General features: G+C 68.4%; 13 protein-coding genes. 6 read left to right on the plus strand and 7 right to left on the minus strand.

Annotated features, from left to right (window positions below; all coding sequences use genetic code 11):
• Positions 1-32: 32 nt before the first annotated feature.
• The 5 genes from FHW94_RS19060 to FHW94_RS19080 all read right to left on the minus strand — a co-directional run bounded on the left by FHW94_RS19060 (position 33) and on the right by FHW94_RS19080 (position 9,175).
• Positions 33-2,915, minus strand: coding sequence for a TonB-dependent receptor (locus tag FHW94_RS19060; protein ID WP_168557423.1), 2,883 nt, complete (start codon positions 2,913-2,915; stop codon positions 33-35).
• 204 nt (positions 2,916-3,119) lie between these two features.
• Positions 3,120-4,166: a FecR domain-containing protein gene (locus tag FHW94_RS19065; protein ID WP_168557424.1), complete on the minus strand. Its 1,047-nt coding sequence runs from the start codon at positions 4,164-4,166 to the stop codon at positions 3,120-3,122.
• Positions 4,163-4,762: a sigma-70 family RNA polymerase sigma factor gene (locus FHW94_RS19070; RefSeq protein WP_246866270.1), complete on the minus strand. Its 600-nt coding sequence runs from the start codon at positions 4,760-4,762 to the stop codon at positions 4,163-4,165. Before FHW94_RS19070 ends, FHW94_RS19065 begins: the two co-directional genes overlap by 4 nt.
• A gap of 74 nt (positions 4,763-4,836) precedes the next feature.
• On the minus strand, positions 4,837-6,558 hold the full coding sequence (locus FHW94_RS19075) for an FAD/NAD(P)-binding protein (protein ID WP_168557425.1): 1,722 nt from the start codon (positions 6,556-6,558) through the stop codon (positions 4,837-4,839).
• A gap of 259 nt (positions 6,559-6,817) precedes the next feature.
• Positions 6,818-9,175, minus strand: coding sequence for a TonB-dependent receptor (locus tag FHW94_RS19080; protein ID WP_246866272.1), 2,358 nt, complete (start codon positions 9,173-9,175; stop codon positions 6,818-6,820).
• Between the two features lie 193 nt (positions 9,176-9,368).
• Here FHW94_RS19080 and FHW94_RS19085 point away from each other — a divergent pair, with 193 nt between their 5' ends.
• From FHW94_RS19085 to FHW94_RS19110, 6 genes are read left to right on the plus strand one after another with little or no spacing between them, the layout of a single operon-like run.
• Positions 9,369-10,565, plus strand: coding sequence for a pyridoxal phosphate-dependent aminotransferase (locus FHW94_RS19085; protein WP_246866273.1), 1,197 nt, complete (start codon positions 9,369-9,371; stop codon positions 10,563-10,565).
• Between the two features lie 25 nt (positions 10,566-10,590).
• Positions 10,591-12,348, plus strand: coding sequence for a peptidase M61 (locus FHW94_RS19090; RefSeq protein WP_168557426.1), 1,758 nt, complete (start codon positions 10,591-10,593; stop codon positions 12,346-12,348).
• 14 nt (positions 12,349-12,362) lie between these two features.
• Positions 12,363-13,871: a peptidase S10 gene (locus FHW94_RS19095; protein WP_168557427.1), complete on the plus strand. Its 1,509-nt coding sequence runs from the start codon at positions 12,363-12,365 to the stop codon at positions 13,869-13,871.
• Complete coding sequence (locus tag FHW94_RS19100) at positions 13,868-15,976, plus strand: amidohydrolase family protein (RefSeq protein ID WP_168557428.1); 2,109 nt, start codon at positions 13,868-13,870, stop codon at positions 15,974-15,976. The genes FHW94_RS19095 and FHW94_RS19100 overlap by 4 nt, the downstream gene beginning before the upstream one ends.
• Entirely contained in the window at positions 15,966-17,453 is a 1,488-nt protein-coding gene (locus tag FHW94_RS19105; RefSeq protein WP_168557429.1) for a peptidase S10, read from the plus strand. Before FHW94_RS19100 ends, FHW94_RS19105 begins: the two co-directional genes overlap by 11 nt.
• Positions 17,450-18,754: an amino acid permease gene (locus FHW94_RS19110; protein WP_168557430.1), complete on the plus strand. Its 1,305-nt coding sequence runs from the start codon at positions 17,450-17,452 to the stop codon at positions 18,752-18,754. The genes FHW94_RS19105 and FHW94_RS19110 overlap by 4 nt, the downstream gene beginning before the upstream one ends.
• Here FHW94_RS19110 and FHW94_RS19115 read toward each other — a convergent pair.
• Positions 18,685-20,217, minus strand: coding sequence for a peptidase S10 (locus FHW94_RS19115; RefSeq protein ID WP_168557431.1), 1,533 nt, complete (start codon positions 20,215-20,217; stop codon positions 18,685-18,687). The genes FHW94_RS19110 and FHW94_RS19115 overlap by 70 nt on opposite strands.
• Entirely contained in the window at positions 20,178-21,695 is a 1,518-nt protein-coding gene (locus tag FHW94_RS19120; RefSeq protein ID WP_168557432.1) for a hypothetical protein, read from the minus strand. The genes FHW94_RS19115 and FHW94_RS19120 overlap by 40 nt, the downstream gene beginning before the upstream one ends.
• Positions 21,696-21,932 lie beyond the last annotated feature (237 nt).

Genomic DNA, 21,932 nt, shown 5'->3' on the forward strand with positions numbered 1-21,932 from the left:
ATGGGAGGGCAGCCCCCGGCGCGGGGGGGACGTCAGAACCGATAGGTGAGCGACGCCATGGCGTTGCGCCCGGCGATCGCGCGGCCATAGAAATAGCCGTTGACGATCGTCTGGGTCTGGCCCTGGCGCGGGTTGCCTTCGGTAAAGCCCTTGGCGTTGGTCAGGTTGTCCACGCTCACCGCCAGGTTCAACTGGTCGCTCAGGTTGAGATTGGTGCCGATGGTGAACACGCTATAGCTGGGCAGGGCCACGCCATTGCCTGCGTCGGCAAAGATCTTGCCCACGTATTTCCACCGGCCATAAATCTCGCCAAGCCCATGGGGCAGCGTGAAGGTGGGCGTGACGGTGAGCAGCTTTTTCGGCGTGCGTTCCGGCGTATTGCCTTCGTATTGCGTCTGGGCGGCGCCATCGAAGCGCAGGTTGTTGAGGCGCGGCACCTGGTAGACGCCCGTGGCCGTGATGGTGAAGTACCGCGTCGGCCGCACTTCGGCATCGAGTTGCACCCCGTTGGTGGTGTTGTTGGCCAAAGCGTTGACGGCATTGGCCGGGTCCGACGGATTGATGAACTGGTACGACTGGTTCTTGAACAAGGTGCGGAAGCCGACGATCGAGGCCGAGAGGAACGAAGTGCGCAGCCGCACCCCGCCTTCATAGAGCGTGAGATCGGTGGGCGCGTGCGTGCCGCCGGTGTCACCGCCGTTGGTCTGGAAACCCTTGGCCCCGCGCAGATAGAGCGAGACGTTGGGCGTCAGTTCGTAGTTGATCCCGGCGGTATAGGCCCAGTCGTGATAGCTCGCGGCATAGCGGGTATAGGTGCCGTCAAACGTGCTGCCCACGTCCTGCGCCAGGCCCGGCGTGCCGGCCGGCACCGCTTCATTCACGGTGGCGGTGTTGCCGATGTTCACCGCCACGTGCTGGTGTTCGTACCGCGCGCCAAAGTCGATGTGCAGCTTGTCGTTGATGGTCAGTTCGTCGTTGAAATAGCCCGACAGGCTTTCGACGTGATCGTTGTAGATCCCCTGGCCCCAGTTGCCATAGCTGAGCATGCCGTTGTTGGTGAGCTGGCCCAGCACTTCGCCACCCGCGCTCAGCGCCACCACGTCATAGATGTGCGAATTGTTGCGCACGTCGTTGATCAGCGTGGCCACGGCCGACTGGTCGTTGCGATGCTTCACGTCGTAATACATGCCGCCCACGGTCAGCGAGTTCTGGATCGCATCGCTGCGGGCGTCCCAGGTCACGCCAAAGTTGCTGCCAAAATCCTTGGTCGAGAGCGTCTGGTGGTTGAGCACGGTCTGCTGCAGCAGGCCATTGCCGTTGAGCGCGTTGAGCGTGGCCGTGTCCGACGCGGCGATGACCTTGCCGGTCAGCGTATCGCGAATGCCGAACTGCGCCGTGCCGGGAAAGGCCGCCGCGCCCGCCGTCAGCGTGCTGGCGATCGGCGAATTGCCCGGCGTCAGGTAATCCACCGCCGAAGCGAGGCCCGCCGTGCCCGAGCCGCTGCCCGGGAAGATGCCGTTGAAATCATAATTGCCATCAAGATAGCGCGCACGGGCAAACAGCTTCACGCCATCGGCCAGCGGCTTTTCCATGTCGATGCGATAGGTCCACGAGGTGGTGTGGATGCCATCCTTGCCGCTGAAGGTGCGCAGGCGATTGCCCGTAGCCGAGGCATCGGGCACCGCGATCGAACGGAACGCCTCACCCAGGATGTTGTCGTATTTCAGGTCGGTGCCCGGCACGCTGCCGATCTTGCCCGACGAATCCACGGCAAAGGGCATGTCGGCATAATAGGGATCGCGCTCGTCGCGGCGCTGCAGCGTCAGGCGCACAAAGCCATCGTCGTCGAACCGCTTCTCGATCTGGCCCTTCACCTGATAGCTGTTGTAGCGGAACGGCGATTTGCGCTGGCCGCGCTGGCTCCAGAAATAGCCGCTCAGGCTATAGGCCAGGCCATCGGACACCGGGCCGGAAAGATAGGCATCGGCCCGAAAATCCGAATAGGTCGTGCCACTGACGCGCACCGCGCCGCCCAGCTTGTCGAAATTGAGCTTGCGCGAGATGAAGTTGATCGTCGCGCCCGCGCCATTGGGGGCCAGCACGCCCGAGGTGCCGCCTTCCACCGCTTCCATGCGATCGACCGACAGGTCCTGCTGGAAATAGAAGTCGGCACCGCCACCGCCATAGAGGATGGGCAGGCCATCCTGCTCCAGCGTGATGAACGTCTGCCCGCCGCCGCGCAGGCCGCGCACCGAATAGTTGTTGGAAGCCGGGCCGGCGGTGGCCTCCACGAAGATGCCGGGGACGAGTTCGAGCGTTTCGGCCACCGAGCGCGGCGCCTTGCGCTGCAATTCGGCCGCGTTGGCCAGCGTCACGTTGCTGGAGGAATTGAACTGCGTGCGGCGGCCCGAAGTGCTGCCGGTCACCACGATGGCTTCGGTGCCCACGATGCCGGGGGGTGGCGCATCCTGGGCCTCGACCGGGCTGGGCGATGCGGCAGGCGCAGGGGCAACCGTTTGCGCCGCAACCGGGGTTGCCAGCGGCCGGGGCGCGGCGCGCAGGCGCGCCGGCGGCGGATCGATCGGCCGGTCGGGCGATTGCGCGTCGGCCAGAACGGCCGTGCGGCCGTCGAACGATACCAGGCGCAGATGGCCCGAAGCGGCCAGGCGGCGCAGGCCATCGCTCACCGTAAAGCGGCCCTTGAGCGGCGCGGTGCGGCGCCCTTGCGTGGCAGAGCCGGGCGCCAGGATCTGGATGCCGGCCTGGCGGGCAAAGATCACGATGCCATCCTTGGCGGCCTGGCCGGGAACGTCGAACTGGCGCACCTGTTCATCGGCCAGCGCAGGCGCACTGGCCACCATGGCCGCACCGGCCAGAATAGATGAAGAGATGCAGAAGCGATGGATCGATCGCATGGGTAATCCTCCCCTGAAGGTTGGCGCGCTTTTGCAGCGTTCGGACCCACAGATGACCGGCCAACGCTTTTCCGTCAGTCCGGTTCAAAAAATATGCGAAATCTGGAGCACAATGGCGTTTCACAAAAATGGAATTGTGTTCCAGACCCTTGTTATCGTGCGATTTAATGACAAAAACCGGTTCCCGCTTTTTGTCATCGCACGCTATCGCAAAATACGGATGACGCCGTTGCCGCGCTCAACCCGGCCGCCCACCATGGCCGCACAGGCTTGGGCAAAACCATCCATGTCGTTGGTCTGGAAAGAGCCGACCACACGCTTGTCGGCCAGCGCCGGGTCCACTTCCAGGCGGTCTTCGTGATAGGCGTTGAAGCGTTGCGCAGCCTGGGCCAGCGTCACGTCGTCCAGCACGATCTGCCCTTCGCGCCAGGCCAGTTCCTGCTGCGCCGCATCGGGCGCGATGGCGCTGACCGCCAGGCCCACGCCATCGTCGAGCACGGCGCGCTGACCAGCCTTCACCAGGAGCGGCTCGCCCCCTTCGCTCCACACTTTCACCGTGCCTTCGGTCACCACCACGTCAACCCCGACGCCGGCACGGCGCACGTTGAACGCGGTGCCCACCGCCTGCACCCGCACGCGGCCGGCGCGCACGGTAAAGGGCCGGTCGGGCGCCTTGGCCACCTGGAACCACGCCTCGCCCTGCGCCAGGTTCACATCGCGGCGGCGCGGGGTGAACGACAGGTTCAATTCGCTGCCGCTATTGACCACCGCCATCGACCCGTCGGCCAGCGGCACGCGGCGCATCTCGCCGATGCGCGTGCGGATGCCCTGCCCTTGTGGCCACAGCGCCAGCGCGCCCGCGCCGACCAACCCGCCGGCCACGCCCACGCCCGCCAGGGCAAGCGCCTGGCGACGGGTGGTGCGCCAGCCTGCGCTCTTTGCCAGATCGTCGGCCCCATCTTCGCCCGGCCCATCTTCGCCCGACCCGGCATCGCCGGCGTCATCGGCCGCCTCGCCACCACTGCCCAGCGCGCGGCAGCGATCGAGCAGCGCCATGCCGGCCTGGGCGCGCAGCAAGGCACCGCGATGGCGCGTGTCCTCGCCAAGCCAGGCATCGAGCGCGGCTTCTTCCTGGGCATCGAGCCCGCGATCGAGCGCGGCGGCCCATTGGCAGGCCCGGACATCGACGGGATTGGCATCGATAGGATTGGCATCGATAGGATTGCCATCGATCGGATTGCCTGGCGTCATGGCCGCTCTCCCTGCCGGGGCGCGCGCACCGGCGGCGCGCGGCGGGCACGCGTGGGCATTTCCGCGCGCTCGCCTTCCGTCAACTGGTCCAGCACGCGGCGCAGGCCCCGCGCCACTTCGTTTTCCACCACGTTCTCGCTAAGCCCAAGGCGCGCGGCGATCTCGCGCTGGGGCAGGCCGTCGATCTTGCGCATGCGCACGATCGCACGGCTGCGCTCGGGCAGCGCGTCGATCAACGCCTCCACCCGCTCCAGCGCCATGCGCCCGGCGACAATCCGTTCGGGGCTGCTTTCCTCGCCCTGGCCTTGCTGCTCAAGCGCTGCCCCTTCCAGCACGGCCAGCCCGCTGGCCGCTTCGATCCGCACCACCCGCTCACGGCGTACCTGCTCCAGCACGATATTGCGCGCAATGCGGAAAAAATAGCGGCGGGGATCGTCGATATGCGCGACGCTGGATAGCGAAGCCAGCCGGCAATAGGATTCCTGGACCACGTCATCGACATCGCGCCCCGGAAAGGCGGTGCGCAACCAGGTGCGCAGCGCGCGCTCGTGCGGCAGCACGTGGCGGCTCACCCAGCCGATGAGAGAAGAGGACATTGCAGGCATCAGCGCATCGATGCACTGCGCGCGCGTTTCCGTCACCCCGCTTGCGAAAAAATTCCGTCCGCAGATCAGGTCGTTGGCGGCGCCTGCTCATCGCGCTCGCCGCGCGCCACCATCAGCACGTCACGGCCCAGGTAGATCGGCTCGGTGCGGTCGAGCCAATCGAGCGCGGCATGGATGTCTTCGCGCGCCGAGCCCGAGGATGGGCTGGCGGCGCGCGCGCGGCGGCCCAGCGCCGCCACGCAAGCGCGCGCCATGGCGGCGCTTTCGGTCAGGCCCTGGATGAACGGGTGGCGGTGCAGCAGGAACGGCAATGACAGCACGTGGATGCGCGCCAGGGCAGGATCTTCGGGATCAAGCACATGGCCTTGTGCGGGGGCCAGGCCTTCATGCCAATCGCGATCCTGCGCCAGCGCCTGCGCGCACAAGTGCAGGCGCAGCGTGGGAAAGGGAAAGTCTTCCAGGCCCAGCGGCGCCTGGCCGCGCGCGTCGATCACGTCGTCGAAGTGGCCGACCGAACCTGCGCCGGCAATCGCCCAGCAGCCGGCTTTGCCACCCGCGTCCGGGGCGCGGGTCACGCTTTGACCACTGGCGATGCGCTGGACGGTCAGCACACCGGCATCGTGCAGTGCCAGCAGGCGCTCCACCGAAAGATGCGGCACCGCCGCATAGTTGTCCACGAACACGCGCTTGAGCCCGCGCACGAAACGCGCGAGGTCCCCCGGCGCCAGGGCAGGCACGATCGTGGCGAATGCTTCGTGCATGCGCAGGATCGCATGGCGCCAGGGGCTGGGCCGGGCTTGTGCATGGCTGGCGCGCGCTTGCGCCAGGTTGGCCCGCGCATGCGCAAAGGGATCGGCCGCCATGCGGCGCGCGAAGTGACGATCGGCAAAGCTGTCGGCATCGGCGGTGTCGAGCGCCATCGCGGCGGCATAGGCCGGATCGGCCTGCGCCAGTTCGCGCGCGAACAGGGCAAAGGCGCGGTCGAGATCGCCTTCCTCGCCGCGCACCGCGCTGGCCAGCGCCCGGGGCGTGCAATGGCGCAGCGGCGTGGCCTGTTCGGGCACCCAGAAATCGGCCTCGGGCAACAGGCCGTTGCGCGACAGGAACGTGACGGAAAAGGGCCGCTCCATCGCGTATTGCAGCGTACCGTCGGCCGCTTCGTGGAATTGGCCATGGCGCACCGCCAGTTCCACCGCAGCATCGATGGCGCTCAGCGAACTGCCCAGCACGGCCACCTGCCGCCCCTTGCTGTCGCGCGCGGTCGCGCCGGCCAGGCGCTCGCCCACGTCGGGCTTGCCATAGCCGCTGGCGACGATCACCGCGTCGAAATCGGCAGCATGGCGCTCGGCCCCCGGTGCATCGGATTGCGTCCACAGCACGCGCACGCCATCGGGACGTGCCACGATGTCATGCACCTCGGCATGGCAATGCAGGGTCACGATGCAAGGCCCGGCATCGGGCGCCATCGCCTGTGCCAGCTGATCGGCATAATAGGCGCCCAGCGCCATGCGCGGAAAGAACGCGCGTTCATCATGCGCCATGCCGGCCAGGCCCAATGCGGCCTGGCGCTGCGGCGTTTGCCGCATGGCCCAGGCGTTGAGCGTTTCGCCCACCGCCGGCAATTCGAACCCGGCGATATTGGCCAGAAGGTGCGCGCCATTGTGCTGCGCATTGAACGGAATGCCTTGTCCCGGTTGTCCGCCCGCTTCAAGCAGCGTGACGCGGTAAGGCAAGCCCTGGCGCTGGAGCGCATCGAGGGCATAGACCGCCGTGGGCCCCGCGCCCACGATGGCGATCGAAAGCGCCGGCGCGAGAACGGGCGAAAGCGCAGGCGATCGGGCCGGCCGCAAAAGCCGGTCAGGCGATAGGACGGGCTCTGGCGCGGGTTCGGGGAAAGGTTCAGGGCGTGATTGGGGCGCGGGCGCCTGCAGGGGGGATGGCATGGTGCGCCGATAACGATGCGCACACTATGCCGTTCCGTGACTTATCCCATGTTGCAACGATTACCGCGCGCCGTCGCGGCGCCGTCTGCTGGGCCATCCACGCCTAGAACTGCCGCGCCAGAGTGACCATGAAGGCACGCCCGCTGCCGATGTAATACGTCGGCGCCTGGCCAGCGATCAGCGTGCCGCCCGTGCCCACGGTATCGCGCGCGGCCGGCGTCACCGCCTGCACGCCCGAAAGCACATGGGGATCGGTGACATTGATGGCATTGAGCCGCAGATCGGTGCGCTTGCCATCCAGCCAGCCGGCCAGGTGCACGCCAACCGACAGGTCCAGCGTGGCATAGCCGGCAATGCGCTCGTCATTCATGAACGTGGCGAACTGCGGGCCCAGGTATTTGAGGGCAAAGCTGCCGAACAGGCGGGTGTCGTCATAGGTGCCGCCCAGCGCGAATTGCCAGTTGGGGCTCGATACCGCCACTTTGCCCGCCGTGGGCAGGTAGTCGCCATCGGCCGGCAGGTTGTCCTTGATCCGCGCGCGCAGCCATTCGCCCGAGGCATAAAGGCTCATCCCGGCCAGCGGGCGCCAGTCCACTTCCGCGTCCACGCCCCAGGATTCCTGCCGCCCGCCATTGAGCGTAGTATTGACCAGGGCGCCGTTCACGTTGGCCATCGTCGCCACCAGGCGGTTGCGGAACGCATAGTGGAACCCGGTGGCCGAAGCCGAAAGATTGCGCCCCTGCCAGCGCCAGCCCAGCTCCTGCGCCAGCGAATATTCGTTCTTCAGCGCCGTGGTGCCGTAAGAGGCAATGCCGCCATAGCCATCGTAGGTGTCGTAGAGCGTGTATTCGTCGGGCGCGCGGAAATTGGTCGTCACGTTGGCAAAGATCTGCTGCCGATCGCTCACCTGCACATGGATCGCCGCGCGCGGCAGGGCGGCGAAGCTGTCGAAATGAATCCGCCCCTGGTTGCCGGGCAGATTGTTGCGCCCGGCGTGGAGCAGGTCCACGCCCTTGAAGCCCAGATCGAGCGTGACCTTTGGCGACAGCGCGATGCTGTCGGCCAGGAAGAATGCCTTGGCCACGGTGATCGTCTTGGTATCCGCAAGCGAATAGAGCCGCCCGTCGGCGGTGTGCACGGCGGGTTCGTCATGGCCCCAGCCATCCACCGGATCGCCATTGGCATTCAAGGGGGTGAAGCTTTCCACCACCCGGTCACTGCCATAATCGATCCACAGCCCGGCCGTCAGCGTGTGGGCGCCGCGCTTGAGCGTCAGCCTGGCAATCTGGCCGGCGCGCATCTGCTCGCCCAGCCAGTTGCCCAACACATTGACCGTGCCGCCGTTTTCGGTGCCCGCCAGCTTGAGCGGCGCATCAAGCGCCTGCGTGCCAAGATAGGTGCCGGGGTAATAGCCATCCGGGCCGATCGAGGCGCCATAGGGCGAGTTGCCATAGCCGAACTGGAGATAGCTGGTGGTGTCGAGCGTCAACCCCGTGCCCAGCGCCAGGTGCAGTGGCGCGGCGAAATAGAGATTGCGGAACGGCTGGCGATAGAGCCGCCAGTAATTGAGGTCTCCGCTGCCATAGCTGGCAGACAGGTTGTAGCCGCGCCCCTGCGCCTGCCAATCGGCCAGCGTCGGGCTGAGATAGGTGGAATTGCTGGCATCGTTGTAAGAGACGGAGAGGCTGGCGGTATTGCCGTTGCCCCATTCCCCGGCGATCTTGGCATCGATGTGCTGGCGCTTGTCCACGCCCGGCCCGCGCCAGTTATCGGCCTGGTTGTTGGAATAGGACACGAACGCGCGCAGCCCGGTGTTGCCAATGGCGCCGGTGTCCACCCGCACGAAGCCGCGCCGTTCGTTGAACGATCCCACCGAGGCATCGGCCAGCACGCCGAAATCGCGGTGCGGCGCATCCAGGCTCAAGGCCAGCAGGCCGCCCACGGCGTTGACCACCGGCGCGGCAATATCGGCCGAACCCTGGCTCAATTCCACGCGCGCCACGTTTTCCGCGTCGGCAAACTGCGCCGGATAGGCATAGTAATAGCCGATGTCGTTTTGCGGCGCGCCTTCCATGGTCACGCCGATGGCATCCTGGCCGAGCCCGCGCAGGCTGAGGCTGGACGAGGTGGACAGGCCGAACGGATCGGTGCCCGCCACGTTGGCGCCGGGCAGGATGTTGACCAGCTGGAACGCGTTGAACGTGGCCGCCTGCTTTTCGATGAAAGCCGCGCCGATCGTGCTGACCGCCTTGGGCGCGTGTTGATCAGGCAGCAACCCTTCGGGATCGGGATGGCCGATCACGCGGATCTGGCGCGGGCCATCCTGGCCATCGGCATCGGCGTTGGCACTATCGGCCGCGCGGGCCGTGCCCGTGGTGGCAAGGGCCAGCGCGGTGGCCGCGCCCATCCAGGCGCGCTTGCGCCCATTACCGGCAATGGGGCCGATCAGGGTGCCGATCATCGTTTGTCACTCTTTCTTTCAACTGCCAGGGGGGCGCGCCTACACGCTATTGCCGGCTTGGCAAAGCATGGCCTTTGCCCTGGGGTGCATTGACCGCCTTTGCCGCCCCGGCAACAAGGATTATGCGCTGGCGCCCGCGCGGCGGGCACAGATCGCATAACAAGCGCAACGCCTGCCCGATAGGATCGGCGCAATGACCTGCACTGTCCTGCCTGCCGCCACGCCCGATCTGGCCGCCCCGCCCATCGCCCCCGCGCCGATGGCTTATGCCCAATGGGTGGCCGCCGCAGTGACGCTGGCACGCAAGGCGCCGCGCCCGATCGTGAGCCTGTTCGAAAGCTCGGTGCCCGAACCGCGTGCCTTGCTGCGCCAGGCCGTGCTGGCCACGGTCGAGCCCGACTTTTCGCCGCGCTATGTCAGCGCCTTTGGCGATGGCAATCCGTTCGTGCGCGCCATGCTGGCGCAAAGCCATGGCGTGGATATCGACCAGGTGCTGTGCACCACCGGCGCCACGGGCGGCCTCGCGCTGCTCTATCGCGCCCTGCTGCAGCCCGGTGACCGCGTGCTGGTGGAAGTGCCCGGCTTCGACCTGTTTGCCGGGGCGGCGCAGGTTCAGGGCGTGGCGGTCGATACCTTTACCCGCCCTGCCCCGCATTTCGGCATCGACGTGGCCCAGGTGGCCGCCGCGCTACGCCCCGAGACGCGGCTGATCGTGGTGTCTGACCTGCACAACCCTTCGGGCATGGGCATCGCGCGCGAAACCCTGGCCGAGCTGGCGCAGCTTGCCCAGGCGCGCGGCGTGCTGCTGGTGGTGGACGAAGTCTATGGCGACTATGCCGACAAGACCAGCCGCCCCGGCCCGGCCTGCGCGCTCTCGCCGGCGGTGATCAGCCTGTCGAGCCTGACCAAGATTTTCGGCCTGGGTGTGTTGCGCTGTGGTTGGATCGTGGGCGCACCCGGCGTGATGGCCACCTTGCGCGACTATGCCGCACGCGCCGAATTCGGTGTTTCGACCCTGTCGCACGCCGTGGCGGCCGAAGTAATGATGCGCGCCGATGCCTTTGCCGATCATTGGCGCGGCCACGTGGCGCGCGCACGGCCCCGCTTTGCCGCGTGGTTTGCGCGCATGGTGGATGCCGGGCTGATGGCGGGCGAATTGCCCGATGCGGGCTGCATCTGCTTTCCCGCGCTGCCCGGCATTGCCGATACCCGTGCCTTTTCCGAAGCGCTGATCGCGCAAAGCGGGGTGATCGTGGCGCCGGGCGAATTCTTTGGCCAGGCCGGGCACATCCGCATCGGCTTCTGCCTGCCCGATGCCGAGCTTGACGCCGGCCTTGCCGCGCTGGAAGCGGCCCTGCGCCAGGCGGCAAGCGGCCGCACGGCAATCTGAACACGAAACGGGGGATCTTCTGCCAATGCCGCACTTGCCCCGCTTCCTGCCTGCCCTGGTGGCCGCAGCCGCGCTGCTGCCCGCACCTGCCCACGCCGCGCCACCCGCGCTCACGGTTACCTTTGCCCCGCGCGCCGATGCGGCCGACCCGGCCCGCGTGGGCACGGTGGAGGTAACGCTGCGCCTGTCCGGCCTGGCCGCCAAGGCCGGCACGCCGGTGCTGCAATTGCCGTTGCTGGCCAGCAACGTGGATACCGTGGCGAGCCTGCTGGGCCCCCTGCACGCGCGCGATGCGGCCGGGCCGCTGCTCTTGCGCCCGCGCGACGCCGTGCTGGCCGACAGCGCCGACGGCGATAGCGTCAGCGGTGGACCAGGGCGGCAATGGCTGGCGCCGCGCACGATCCGGGGCACGCTCGTCGTCTCCTACCGCGTGCCCGCTCAGGCCAGCCTGCCGCCGCGCGGCCCCGCCCCGCCCTTTGCCTTCAGCGGCGATGGCGGCGCGGTTTCGGCCGCCGGGCAGGTGTTCCTGCTGCTGCCCCCCGGCACCATGCACTGGCGCGCCACGTTCGGCTTTGATCTGTCGCGCGCGCCCAAGGGCAGCCGCAGCGTCAGTTCGCTGGGTGCCGGCACGGTCACGGCGGCAGAGCCGCTCGATGCCAGCGCCCTGCGGCAAAGCTTCTTCATGGCCGGCCGGATCGGCACCTGGCCCGCAAGGCCCGCACAACAAGGCTTCTTCGGCGCCTGGCAGGGCCGCCCGGCCTTCGATGCCGGCGCGCTGCTGGCGTGGACCGGCGCGCTCCATGGCCATTACCGGCAAATGTTCGGCCAGGCCCGGCCCGCGCCCTATGGTGTGTTCCTGCGCTACAACCCGATCAACGCGGGCGGCGGGGTGGGCCTCCACCATGCTTTCGTCACCACCTTCGGCAAGGGGCGCGGCGCGGACCTGGCCAGCATCCGCATCACGCTGGCGCACGAAATGTTCCACACGTTCCAGCCCTATATCACCCGGCCCGAGGGCCTCGAATCCTCGTGGTTCGGCGAAGGGCTGGCCACGTTCTACCAGGCGCGCCTGCCGTTCCGCTTTGGCATGATCGATGCCGATGCATTCCTGCACGATCTGAACTGGACGGCCGCGCGCTATTACACCAGCGCCATGGCCAGCGTGCCCAACGCGCAAGTGCCGGCGCGGTTCTGGGCCGACACCCGCATCCGCACCCTGCCCTATGATCGCGGCATGCTCTATTTCGCCACGGTCGACCACGCGCTGCGCAAGAAGAGCGGCGGGCGCGAAAGCCTCGACACGCTGGTCCTGGCCCTGCTTGCGCGGCAAAAGGCCGGCGTGCAACTGACCAACGCCGATTGGGAAGATCAGCTTTCCCGCCATCTCGGCCCGCAGGCGGTGGCCGATTTCCGCGCGTTCCTGGATGGCGCGGTGCCACTGCCGGCGTCCGACGCCTTTGGCCCGTGCTTTGCCCGCACCACTGCCCGCCTGCGCCGCTATGACCTGGGCTTTGCCACCGACGTTCTGGCAGAGCCCAAGCGCGTCGTGCGCGGCCTGGTGCCCGGCTCTGCCGCCGCGCTGGCGGGTGTGCGCGATGGCGACGAGATCGTCGATCCCGTGCCGCAGGATGGCATCCAGGGCGAGCAGACCCAGCAACTGACGCTGCGCCTGCGCCGCGATGACCGTGTCTTTACCGTCACTTACCTGCCGCGCGGCGAAACCGTCGATGCCTGGCAGTGGCAGCGCGTGCCGGTTTCGCCCGGCACGGGTTGCGCTCTTTGAGAAAGGTTGTCCCGATGCGCGCCCTGCTGCTTCCGCTCCTGCTCTGCGCCGCCGCCCCGCTTCATGCCCAGACGGCAACACCCCAGCCGGCAACCGTATTGGCAACGCCGGTCATTACCCACCACAAGGGCACGTTCGGCGGGCAGGCCCTGGCCTATACCGCGCGGGTCGAGGCGACCGACGTCAAGACCGCCGATGGCGCGGCGCGCCTCGTCAGTTTTGCCTATCTGCGCGATGGCGCCAATCCCGCCACGCGGCCGGTGCTGTTCGCGTTCAACGGCGGGCCGATCGTGGCCTCGGCCTATGTCCACGTCGGCGGCCTGGGCCCGCGCCGGGCGGCATTCCCCGACGATATCGCCGCCGATCCGGCCAAAGTCACCCTGGCAGACAATCCCGCCTCGCCGCTCGATGCCGCAGACCTGGTCTTCGTCGATCCCGCTTCCACCGGGTTCAGCACCGCCGCGCCGGGCACCGATCCCCACGCGTTCTGGTCGGTGCGCGCCGATGCCGCACAAGTCGCCGCGTTCATCCGCGCCTGGCTTGTCGCCCATGGGCGAACGGGCGCGCCGGTCTATGTGATGGGTGAAAGCTATGGCACCAACCGCGCCTGCGAGATCGCGCGGCAATTGGCGCAGGGCCCCGATCCGCTGCCGCTGGCCGGCGTGGTGCTCTATGGCCAGGCGGCCAACATCGTCGAATATGCCCAGCGCCCCGCCAATGTCACCAGCTACGTCGCCTCGTTGCCCACGCTGGCGGCGATCGCCTGGTATCATGGCAAGGCGGATCGGCAGGACCCGGCCTTCCAGGGCATGGACTGGCCCGCGTTCCTGGCCGCCGCGCGCGCCTTTGCCAAGGGCGATTACCTGACCGTGCTCTATCAGGGCAGCGGCGCGCCGCTCGCCGATCGCGCCCGCGTTGCCGCGCGCCTGGCGGCCTTCACCGGCATTCCGACGGCGTGGTACCTGGCGCACGACTTGCGCATATCCAAGGAACGCTATCGCGTCGAACTGCTCAAGGACAAGGGCCTGGTGCTCGGCCGCATGGACGCGCGCTATACCATGCCCGCGCCCACCCAGGGCGGCGCGCCCGATGCCTCCGAGGCGATCACCGATACCCTGGCCCGCCTGTTCGAACGCTATCGCCGCGACGAACTCAAGGTGCCAGAAACGCAGCCCTATGTCCTTTCCGCACCCGTAGAAGGCTTCGACCAGTGGGGCTGGGGATCGGGCACCAGCCCCTTTGCCGATTGGCCCTATTACCAGGGGATCACCGCGATGATGGCGGCCAACCCGCGCTTTCAGGTCCTGGTCGCCAACGGCTATTACGACACGCAGACCACGATGGGCGCGGCCGAACTGCTCGCCACGCAATCGGGCTGGGACCCGCAGCGCGTGACCTTGCGCTATTACGACGGGGGCCACACCGGCTATTCGGTGGCCGCCACGGCCCAGGACCTGGGGAACGACATTCGCATGCTGATCACCAAGACTGTTCCTGTTCAGACCGGGCAGGCGCCGCGATGAGCCGCGCCCTGCTCCCGCTCGTCCTCGCTCTCGCCGGAACGCCCGCGGCGGCACAGGGGGCGGACGAAAACCTCGTCATCGTCTCCAACGGCGAAACCGTCGGTTCGCTCAAGATCCACACCCAGGGCAACCGCGTGGCCGTGGATTACCGCGTGGACGACAATGGCCGTGGCCCCAAGCATCACGAGGATCTGGTCCTCGATCCCTCGGGCGTGCCGACCAGTTGGACGATCCAGGGCACCTCGCTGATGGGTGGCGCGGTGGATGAAAGCTATGCCTATGCCGGGCAAGTGGCGCGGTGGAAAAGCCAGGCCGACGCCGGCAGCCAGGCCTCTGCCCGCCCGCCGCTCTATATCGCCAACGATGACAGCCCCTATGCCCTGGCGCTCTATGCCCGCGCGGCGATGGGGCGGCCGGACCATTGCCTGGCCGTGCTGCCATCGGGCCGGGTCTGCGCGCAAGCGGTGCGCAGGTTCGCGCTGGGCAGCGGCAAGTCGGCCCTGCCGGTCACCGCCTGGCGCATCACCGGGGTGCAGCTCAACCCTGGCTATGTCCTGCTCGATGGCGCGGGGCGGCTGGCGGGCGTGTTCGGCCCCGGCGCCGATGGCACCACGATCCGCGCCGGCCATGAGGCGCAAGTGCCCATGCTGGGCAAGCTGGCGACCGAGCTGGAAACGGCGCGCGCGCTGACGCTGCAACAGCAACTCGCGCACCGTTTTGCCACGCCGCTGCGCATCCGCAACGTGCACGTGTTCGATCCGGTCAGCGGCACCCGCTCTGCCCTTTCGGCCGTGGTGGTGATGCGCGACACGATCACCCAGGTCTTGGCAGAAGACCCCGCCGCGCCCGATCCGGCCGACGAGACAGTGATCGATGGCCAGGGCGGCACGGTCTATCCGGGGCTGCACGACATGCATTCGCATGCCACGCTGCCTTCGGGCCTGCTCTATCTGGCCGCCGGCGTCACCGCCACGCGCGACATGGGCAACGACAACGCATTCCTGCAAGACCTGATCACCCGCGTCGATGCCGGGCAGGTGGCCTGGCCGCGCATCGTCCCCAATGGCTTCATCGAGGGGCGCAGCCCCTATTCGGCGCGCTTCGGCTTCATTCCAGCCAGCGTGGACGAAGCGCTCAAGGACGTGCGCTGGTACGCCACGCGCGGCTATGCCGAAATCAAGATCTACAATTCGATGAACCCCGATTGGGTGGCGCCCATCGCGGCAGAGGCGCATCGCCTCGGCCTGAAAGTGACCGGCCATGTCCCCGCCTTCGACACGCCCGACCGGGTGATTGCCGATGGCTATGATTCCATTGCCCATATCAACCAGTTGATGCTGGGCTGGATCTTGCAGCCGGGCGAAGACAGCCGCACGCCCCTGCGCCTGACGGCCATGGCACGCGCGGGCAGCCTCGATCTTTCCGCGCCCGCCGTGCAGCACACCGTGGGGCTGATGCAGCAGCACCATGTCGCGCTCGATACCACGGCCTCGATCCTCGAACAGCTGATGCTCAGCCGCGCCGGGCATGTGCCGCCGGGGCAGGAAGATTTCCTCGGCCACATGCCGATCGGCTTCCAGCGCTATCGTCAGCGTTCCTTCGTCAGCCTGCCCGATGCCGCCGCCGATGCGGCCTATCACAGTGGCTTTGCCAAAGTGCTGGAAACCATCGGCATGTTGCACCGCGCCGGGATTGTCCTGCTGCCCGGCACCGACGAAGCGACCGGCTTTGCCGTGCAGCGCGAGCTGGAGCTCTATGTGAAAGCGGGCCTGACCCCGGCCCAGGCGCTGCGCACGGGCACGCTGGATGCCGAGCGCTTTTTGGGGTGCGAGGGGCAACTGGGCACGATCGCGCGGGGCAAGCTCGCTGATCTGGTGCTGGTGCCGGGCAATCCGGTGGAGGACATCGCCGCCATCCGCCGCCCGCGCCTGGTGCTGCGCGGCGGGGTCGCCTATTTCCCCAGCGAGATCTACACCGCGCTGGGCATTGCCCCGTTCACCACGCCGCCGCCGCTCCATCCCGCCAAGGAAAACCTGGCCAGCCAGGATGCCGGGCTTACCGCCCGCTCCGCCTTTGGATACGAGATTGCCGACCATGCCGATTGACCGCCTGATCCTGGCCGCTGCCCTCGCGCTCGCCGCTCCGCTGCCCGCGCAGGCGCAGGACGCCGCGCCGCGCGCCTTCGTCACCAAGGGCCAGGGCACGTTCGGCACCACGCGCATGGCCTATGAGGCAGCGGAAGAAGAATTCATCCTGCGCAGCCCCGATGGCAAGGCGGCCGCGAGCGTATTTGCCACCAGCTATCTGAAAGCCGGCGGGAAGACGGCGAACCCCGATTCCACCAGGCCCGTGGTGTTCGTGTTCAACGGCGGCCCAGGTTCGGCCTCGCTCTGGTTGCACATGGGCCTGCTTGGCCCGCAGCGCATCGATTTCGACGATCCCGATCATCCGCAGACCACCGCCCCGTTCCACACCGTGGCCAATGCCGACAGCCCGCTCGACGTGGCAGACCTGGTGCTGATCGATCCGCCCGGCACCGGCTACAGCCGCATCCTGGCCGATGGCACCCCGGCGATGTTCTATGGCGTGGAGCAGGACGCGGTGGCCACGGTGCAGGTGATGGAACAGTGGCTGGCCCGCCACGGCCGGATGAACGCGCCCAAATACATCCTCTCGGAAAGCTATGGCACGGTGCGCGCGGCGGTAGTGGCGCGGCTGCTGGCCGGCGGCCCAACCCAGACCGGGCAGATGGACGGCATCAGCCTGAACGGCGTGATCCTGCTGGGCCAGGCGATGGACATGGCCCATGGCGAAGCGGGCGACGATCGTGCCTACCTCGGCATCCTGCCCAGCCTGGCGGCCACGGCCTGCCATTTCCACAAGGTGGCGCCAGGCTGCACCCCGCAGGGCCAGGTCGATGCCGCGCAGGCCTTTGTCGACGACACTTATCTCGGCGCGCTCCATGCCGGGTCGCGCCTCGATCCCGCGCGCCGTGCCGCCGTCGCGCAGGCCATGGCGCGCCTCATCGGCGTTCCTGCCGAAGCGATCCTGGCCAATGACCTGCGCCTGTCGGGCGCGGCCTTTGCCCGCCTGCTGCTCGCTGGCGAAGGGCGGCGCACCGGGCTTTACGATGCGCGCTTCACCCTGCCGCTGGCCGCCGCCGGGCCAGACCCGGTGGCCGACGATCCGGCCATGGCGCAATATGTGCCCGGCTTCGTCGCCGCGTGGGACGCCTATGCCCGCGACACGCTCAAGATCAACCTGCCCCAACCCTACAAGGCGATTGCCTTTCGCGATGTGAACGGGCCGTGGGACTATGGTTCGTCCCCCAGCAACTATGCCACCGATCTCGCCACAGCGATGAACCGCAACCCGGCGCTGCGCGTGCTGGTGGGCACCGGGTTCTATGACCTGGTCACGCCGCTGGGCACGGCGCACGATACCATGGCCCATTCCGGTGCGCCGGCAGACCGCGTTGCCTTCCGCACCTACCCCGCCGGGCACATGGCCTATCTGGGCCGCGATGCACGGCAGGCGCTGGCCGCAGACTTGCGCGCTTTCATCACCGGCACTCTGCGATGAGCGCACCCGAAACGCCGGTCCAGCTCGGCAAATCGGTGGGCCTGGTTGGTGTCGTCACGTTCGGCGCGGGCACCGCGATCGGGGTTTCGATCTTCACGATCCTGGGGCCGACGGCGCAAGTTGCCGGGGCGGGCCTGTTGCCCGCGATCGGCCTTGCCGCGCTGCCGATGCTGATCTTTGCCCTGGCCTATGCCTATCTCGGTTCGGCCCTGCCGGTTTCGGGCGCATCCTACGAATGGCCGCGCCGCTTCATCCATCCGGCGGTCGGCTTTCTCATCGCCTGGATGCGCATCGTGGCCAACGTGGGCGCCATGGCGATCCTGTCCCAGGTGCTGGTCGGCTATCTCGGCATGGTCGTGCCCCTGCCGCCGTTGCCCGCCATGGCGGCGCTGATCACGCTGGTCTTTGCGCTCAACTATCGCGGCGTCGCGCTTGCGGCCAAGGCGCAGACGGCGCTCATGGCGCTGCTGCTGGTGGTGCTGGCGCTGCTCGTGGCGCTTGGCCTGCCGCATGTGCGCCTGGCCACGATGGGCGGCCCGCTCTCGGTGCCGCTGCCCCAGGTGCTCGCCGCCGTGCCGCTGATGATCAGCCTGTTCCTGGGCATCGAAAGCGCGGTGGAAATCGGCGAGGAAGTGCGCAACCCCGCGCGCACCATGCCCTTGGGCATTGCCCTGGCCATTGCGCTCACTGCCCTGGTCTATGGCGCGGTGGCGGCCACGGCGCTGGGCCTGGTCGGCCCGGCGGGGCTCGCCGCCAGCAAGGCGCCGCTGCTCGATGCCGCGCGCGTGGCCATGGGCAGCCCGGCGGCGACGATCCTGATCGTGGGCGCGGCCACCCTCTCCATCGTCAAGTCGATGAACGCGCTGGCGCTGACTTTTTCGCGCAGCCTCTTTGCCATGGGCCGCAGCGGCGCGCTGCCCACCGCATTGGGCCGGGTGCATCCGCGCTTTGCCACGCCGCATGTGGCCGTGCTGCTGGCCTGGGCCTGCGCCATGGCCGGCATGCTCCTGCCGCGAAGCCTGGTGTTCCTGCTGCTGGCGGTCAATCTGCCGACCATGCTGAAATATGCCGCCTGTTCCTGGTCGGCCACGGTCGTTGCCCGCCACCACCCCCAAATCCACGCCCGCGCGGCACTGGGCATGGCGCCTGCCACCGTCACGCTGGTCGGCCTGGCCGGCGTGGTGGCGGCGCTGGCCATTGCCGCCTTTGGCGTGGAGGCCGATCCGCGCCCCTATCTTCTGGTGGGTGGCTGGCTGGTCTTGGGGCTGGCCTGGTGGTTCGTGTTCGCGCGCAAGAGCTGATCGATCATCGCGCGCATCGCCTGGCGGCCGGGCGCCTCGGCAAAGACCGCATGCCCCGCCGGCAAGGCCACCAACCGCGCGCGGAATTCCGGCAGCCAGGCATGGTGCAGCGCATCGCGCGTGGCCATCAGCGGCACGGCCATGTCGTAATAGCCACCCACCAGCGTCACTTGCAGGGCGGGATGGTCGGCCATGGCCTGGGCCAGGTTGCCCAGCAGATCGGGCAGGCGATCGGCCTCGTCCCCACCATCGCCCGAACCCTCCACACGCGGCCAGCGCCACTGGAAATTGACGTCCAGCGTCAGCGCAACATAGTCGCGCGCGGTCTGCACGCCCAGTTCGCGGCGCAAGTAATCGCCCAGCGCGGCGGAAACGATCACATTGCTCGCGCCCAGCCCCAACGCGGGATCGCTGGCCGCCGATGGCCGCCCGGCCACCGGCGCCGGGCGCGGCGCCGCCACGCGGCTGTCAAGCCGGCCGACCACCTGGCCCTTGTCGGCCAGCAGCGTGGCGCGAAACGTTTCCACGTCCACCCGCAAGCGCGCGGCGCGGATCGTGGCCATTGGCAGGCCGATCAACCGCGCCATCTGCGCCGCCACGCGGGCCTGCTGTGCCGGGGCCAGCGCGCTGCCGGCCAGCAAGGCGCGGGCATAAGGGCCGGCGGCAAAGGCGGCTGCGCGCGCTTCCACTTCCGCCGGGGGCAGGCCGGCAAGCGCGCCCTTGCCGTGGGCCGCAGCGGCCACAGCCATGGCCGGCAGTACCTCGACCAGTTCGCTGTCTCCCTGCGGCCCGATCGCCAGGGCGGGAGAGAGCAGGACTAGGCCGGCCAGGTTCACGTCCTTGAGCAAGGGCAGCATCGCCGCCGCGCGGGTTCCGCCATAGCTTTCCCCCACCACGATCACCGGCGCATGGGCGCGGCCATGCGCGGCCAGCCAGCCGGTGATCGCCTGGGCCATGGCCCGCGCATCGCCCGCCACGCTCCAGAACGGGGCACCGCCACCAGGCGTAAGCGGGCGGCTGAACCCGGTACCCACCGGATCGACGAACACCAGGTCGGCACGATCGAGCGGCGTCTCGGCATTGTCCACCAGGCCGGTGCCTTCGCGCCGACGCGGCCCCATGGCCTCGACGTGCAAGGGAGAGGACGAAGCACCTGGCCCGCCGTTGAAGGCAAAGATCACCGGCCGCGCGGCATCGGCCGTGCCGCTGCGCAGATAGGCAATCGTGGAAATCGTCGCCGCCGGCTGCCCATCCGGGCCGCGCAGCACCTGCTGTTCGAACACCGCGTCATAGTCCAGCCGCCCAGCGGGCGTGGCCAGGGCATGGTGGCCGGTCGCCGGGGCAATCGGGCCATCTTGCGCGGGTAAAGCGGGCGGTGGCGCGGCCGCCAGCAGCAGCGGCGCCAGCGCCAGGGCCGCGCGGTTCACCGGCACGCCCCGGCAGGCGGTGCGGCCCGTTGCCACTGCCAGCCATCCACATGCCCATGGGGCGTGTCCCACTGCGCCGCCACGCGGGCAAAGCAGGGGCCAAAGCTATCGGGCAGGGGATCGAGCGTATCCGTTCCGTCCAGGATCAGGCGCTTGAACCGGTCGCGTTCCCCCGCGTCGCCCAATTCGCGCGAGACCGCAGCCAGCCACGCGTCGGTATCAAAGCGCACGCCCTGTTCGCGCGAGAGGAACAGCGGGAACAGCACGCTTTCCAGATTGCGCTGGCCATGGCTATGGGCGCGGATGCGGGCATCCAGATCGTGGAAATACATCGCCGCGCGGTAATAGACGATGTGGCGCACCTCTTCATCGCCAAAGCCGATCTTCACCACATCGGCCGCCGCCATGTTGCGCGCCTTGCTGGTGAAATAGCGGCGCGCCAGCCGGTTGACCGCGTCGAGATAGGCATCGGCACTTTCAAATCCGCCGCGCCATTGCAGATCGTCTTCGTAATACGTCGTCAGCCCTTCGGAGAACCAGCTGGAAATGCCGCTGGGCGCTTCGATCTGGCCGGTCCATTGGTGGATCATCTCGTGAAAGAACAGCGAGCTGGGCATTTCGCCCTTTTCGCCCGGCGCCAGCGGCCCGCGCGAAAGCATGAAGGACTGGTCCAGCGCCGTGCCGCCGCCATAGGGCGCCGCATCGCGGAACTGCACGAAGATGCGATAGGCGCGCTGGCCCTTCATGTGGGGAAAATGGCCCTGCAGATAGCGGTGCGCCGCCCCGGCCCGCGCCAGCGCGGTGGGCACATCGAACACCGGCTGGCCCAGCCAGGTCCCGGCAAAGCCGTCGCGCGTGCCGGTGGCCGGCCAGTGGCCCAGCGGCCCCGCCATGAACCAGCTATCGGCCAGCGCCTGGGCGCCACCGGGCACCACCACGTCGCCCGCGCCATAAGAGATCGCCGCGCTCGCGCCCTTGGCCATGGCCGAAAGATCCCAGTGCAACCGCGCGGGCAGCGCGTCGCGGTTTTCCGGCAGCAGCAGGAACCCGCCGCCCGACGCCGCCAGCCCTCCGCCCACCGCACGGAGGCCAAAGGCAGGCCCGCCGGGCCCACCCGCCGGCATCACCGCCGCGCGATAGTGGATCGCCACTTGCCCCTGCACCGCGCGGGTGGCACGCCAGTGCCGATACCATGGGAACCCGCCCTTGACCGGCGCATCCTCGCTCATGGCCAGCGGCACCGGCCCCTGCGCATCGCTCACGGCCAGGCCGCTCAGCCGGTCGGCCACCCCCGGCGCGCCGGGATAGACCACCGGCGCTGCCAGCAAGAGCGTGCCGTCGGCGGGCGCGGGCAGGTCCATCGCCACGGCCACCCCCGCCACCGCGCCATCGGCCATGTCGGGGCGCAACGTGACGGCAAGCTGGTCCGCCTGGCGCGGCGCAGCACCCATCGCCAGGGCGGCGGCCAAGGGCAGAAAGGCACGGACGGAAAGCACGGATTGAAACTGGGGCATCGCGGCGCTCGCTATGGTGATGCCGCGCAGCCTAGCGCAGCCAGCCCGGGCAGTCCGTGTCTTTCGCGCGGCCGCCATGGCCGTGGCCGGCATAGATTATGCGGCAAGCGCCAGCGATACAGGCGAATCGCGCCGGGCGCCACGGCACGCCTCACACCCCGCCGGGCCGCTTTCACGCATAAAAATGACCGGTAGCGGGCAGGCCTGCGCCATATCCAAATAAAAATTCCCGCTTCG

It is taken from the genome of Novosphingobium sp. SG720 (genome assembly GCF_012275365.1).
GTDB lineage: Bacteria > Pseudomonadota > Alphaproteobacteria > Sphingomonadales > Sphingomonadaceae > Novosphingobium > Novosphingobium rhizosphaerae.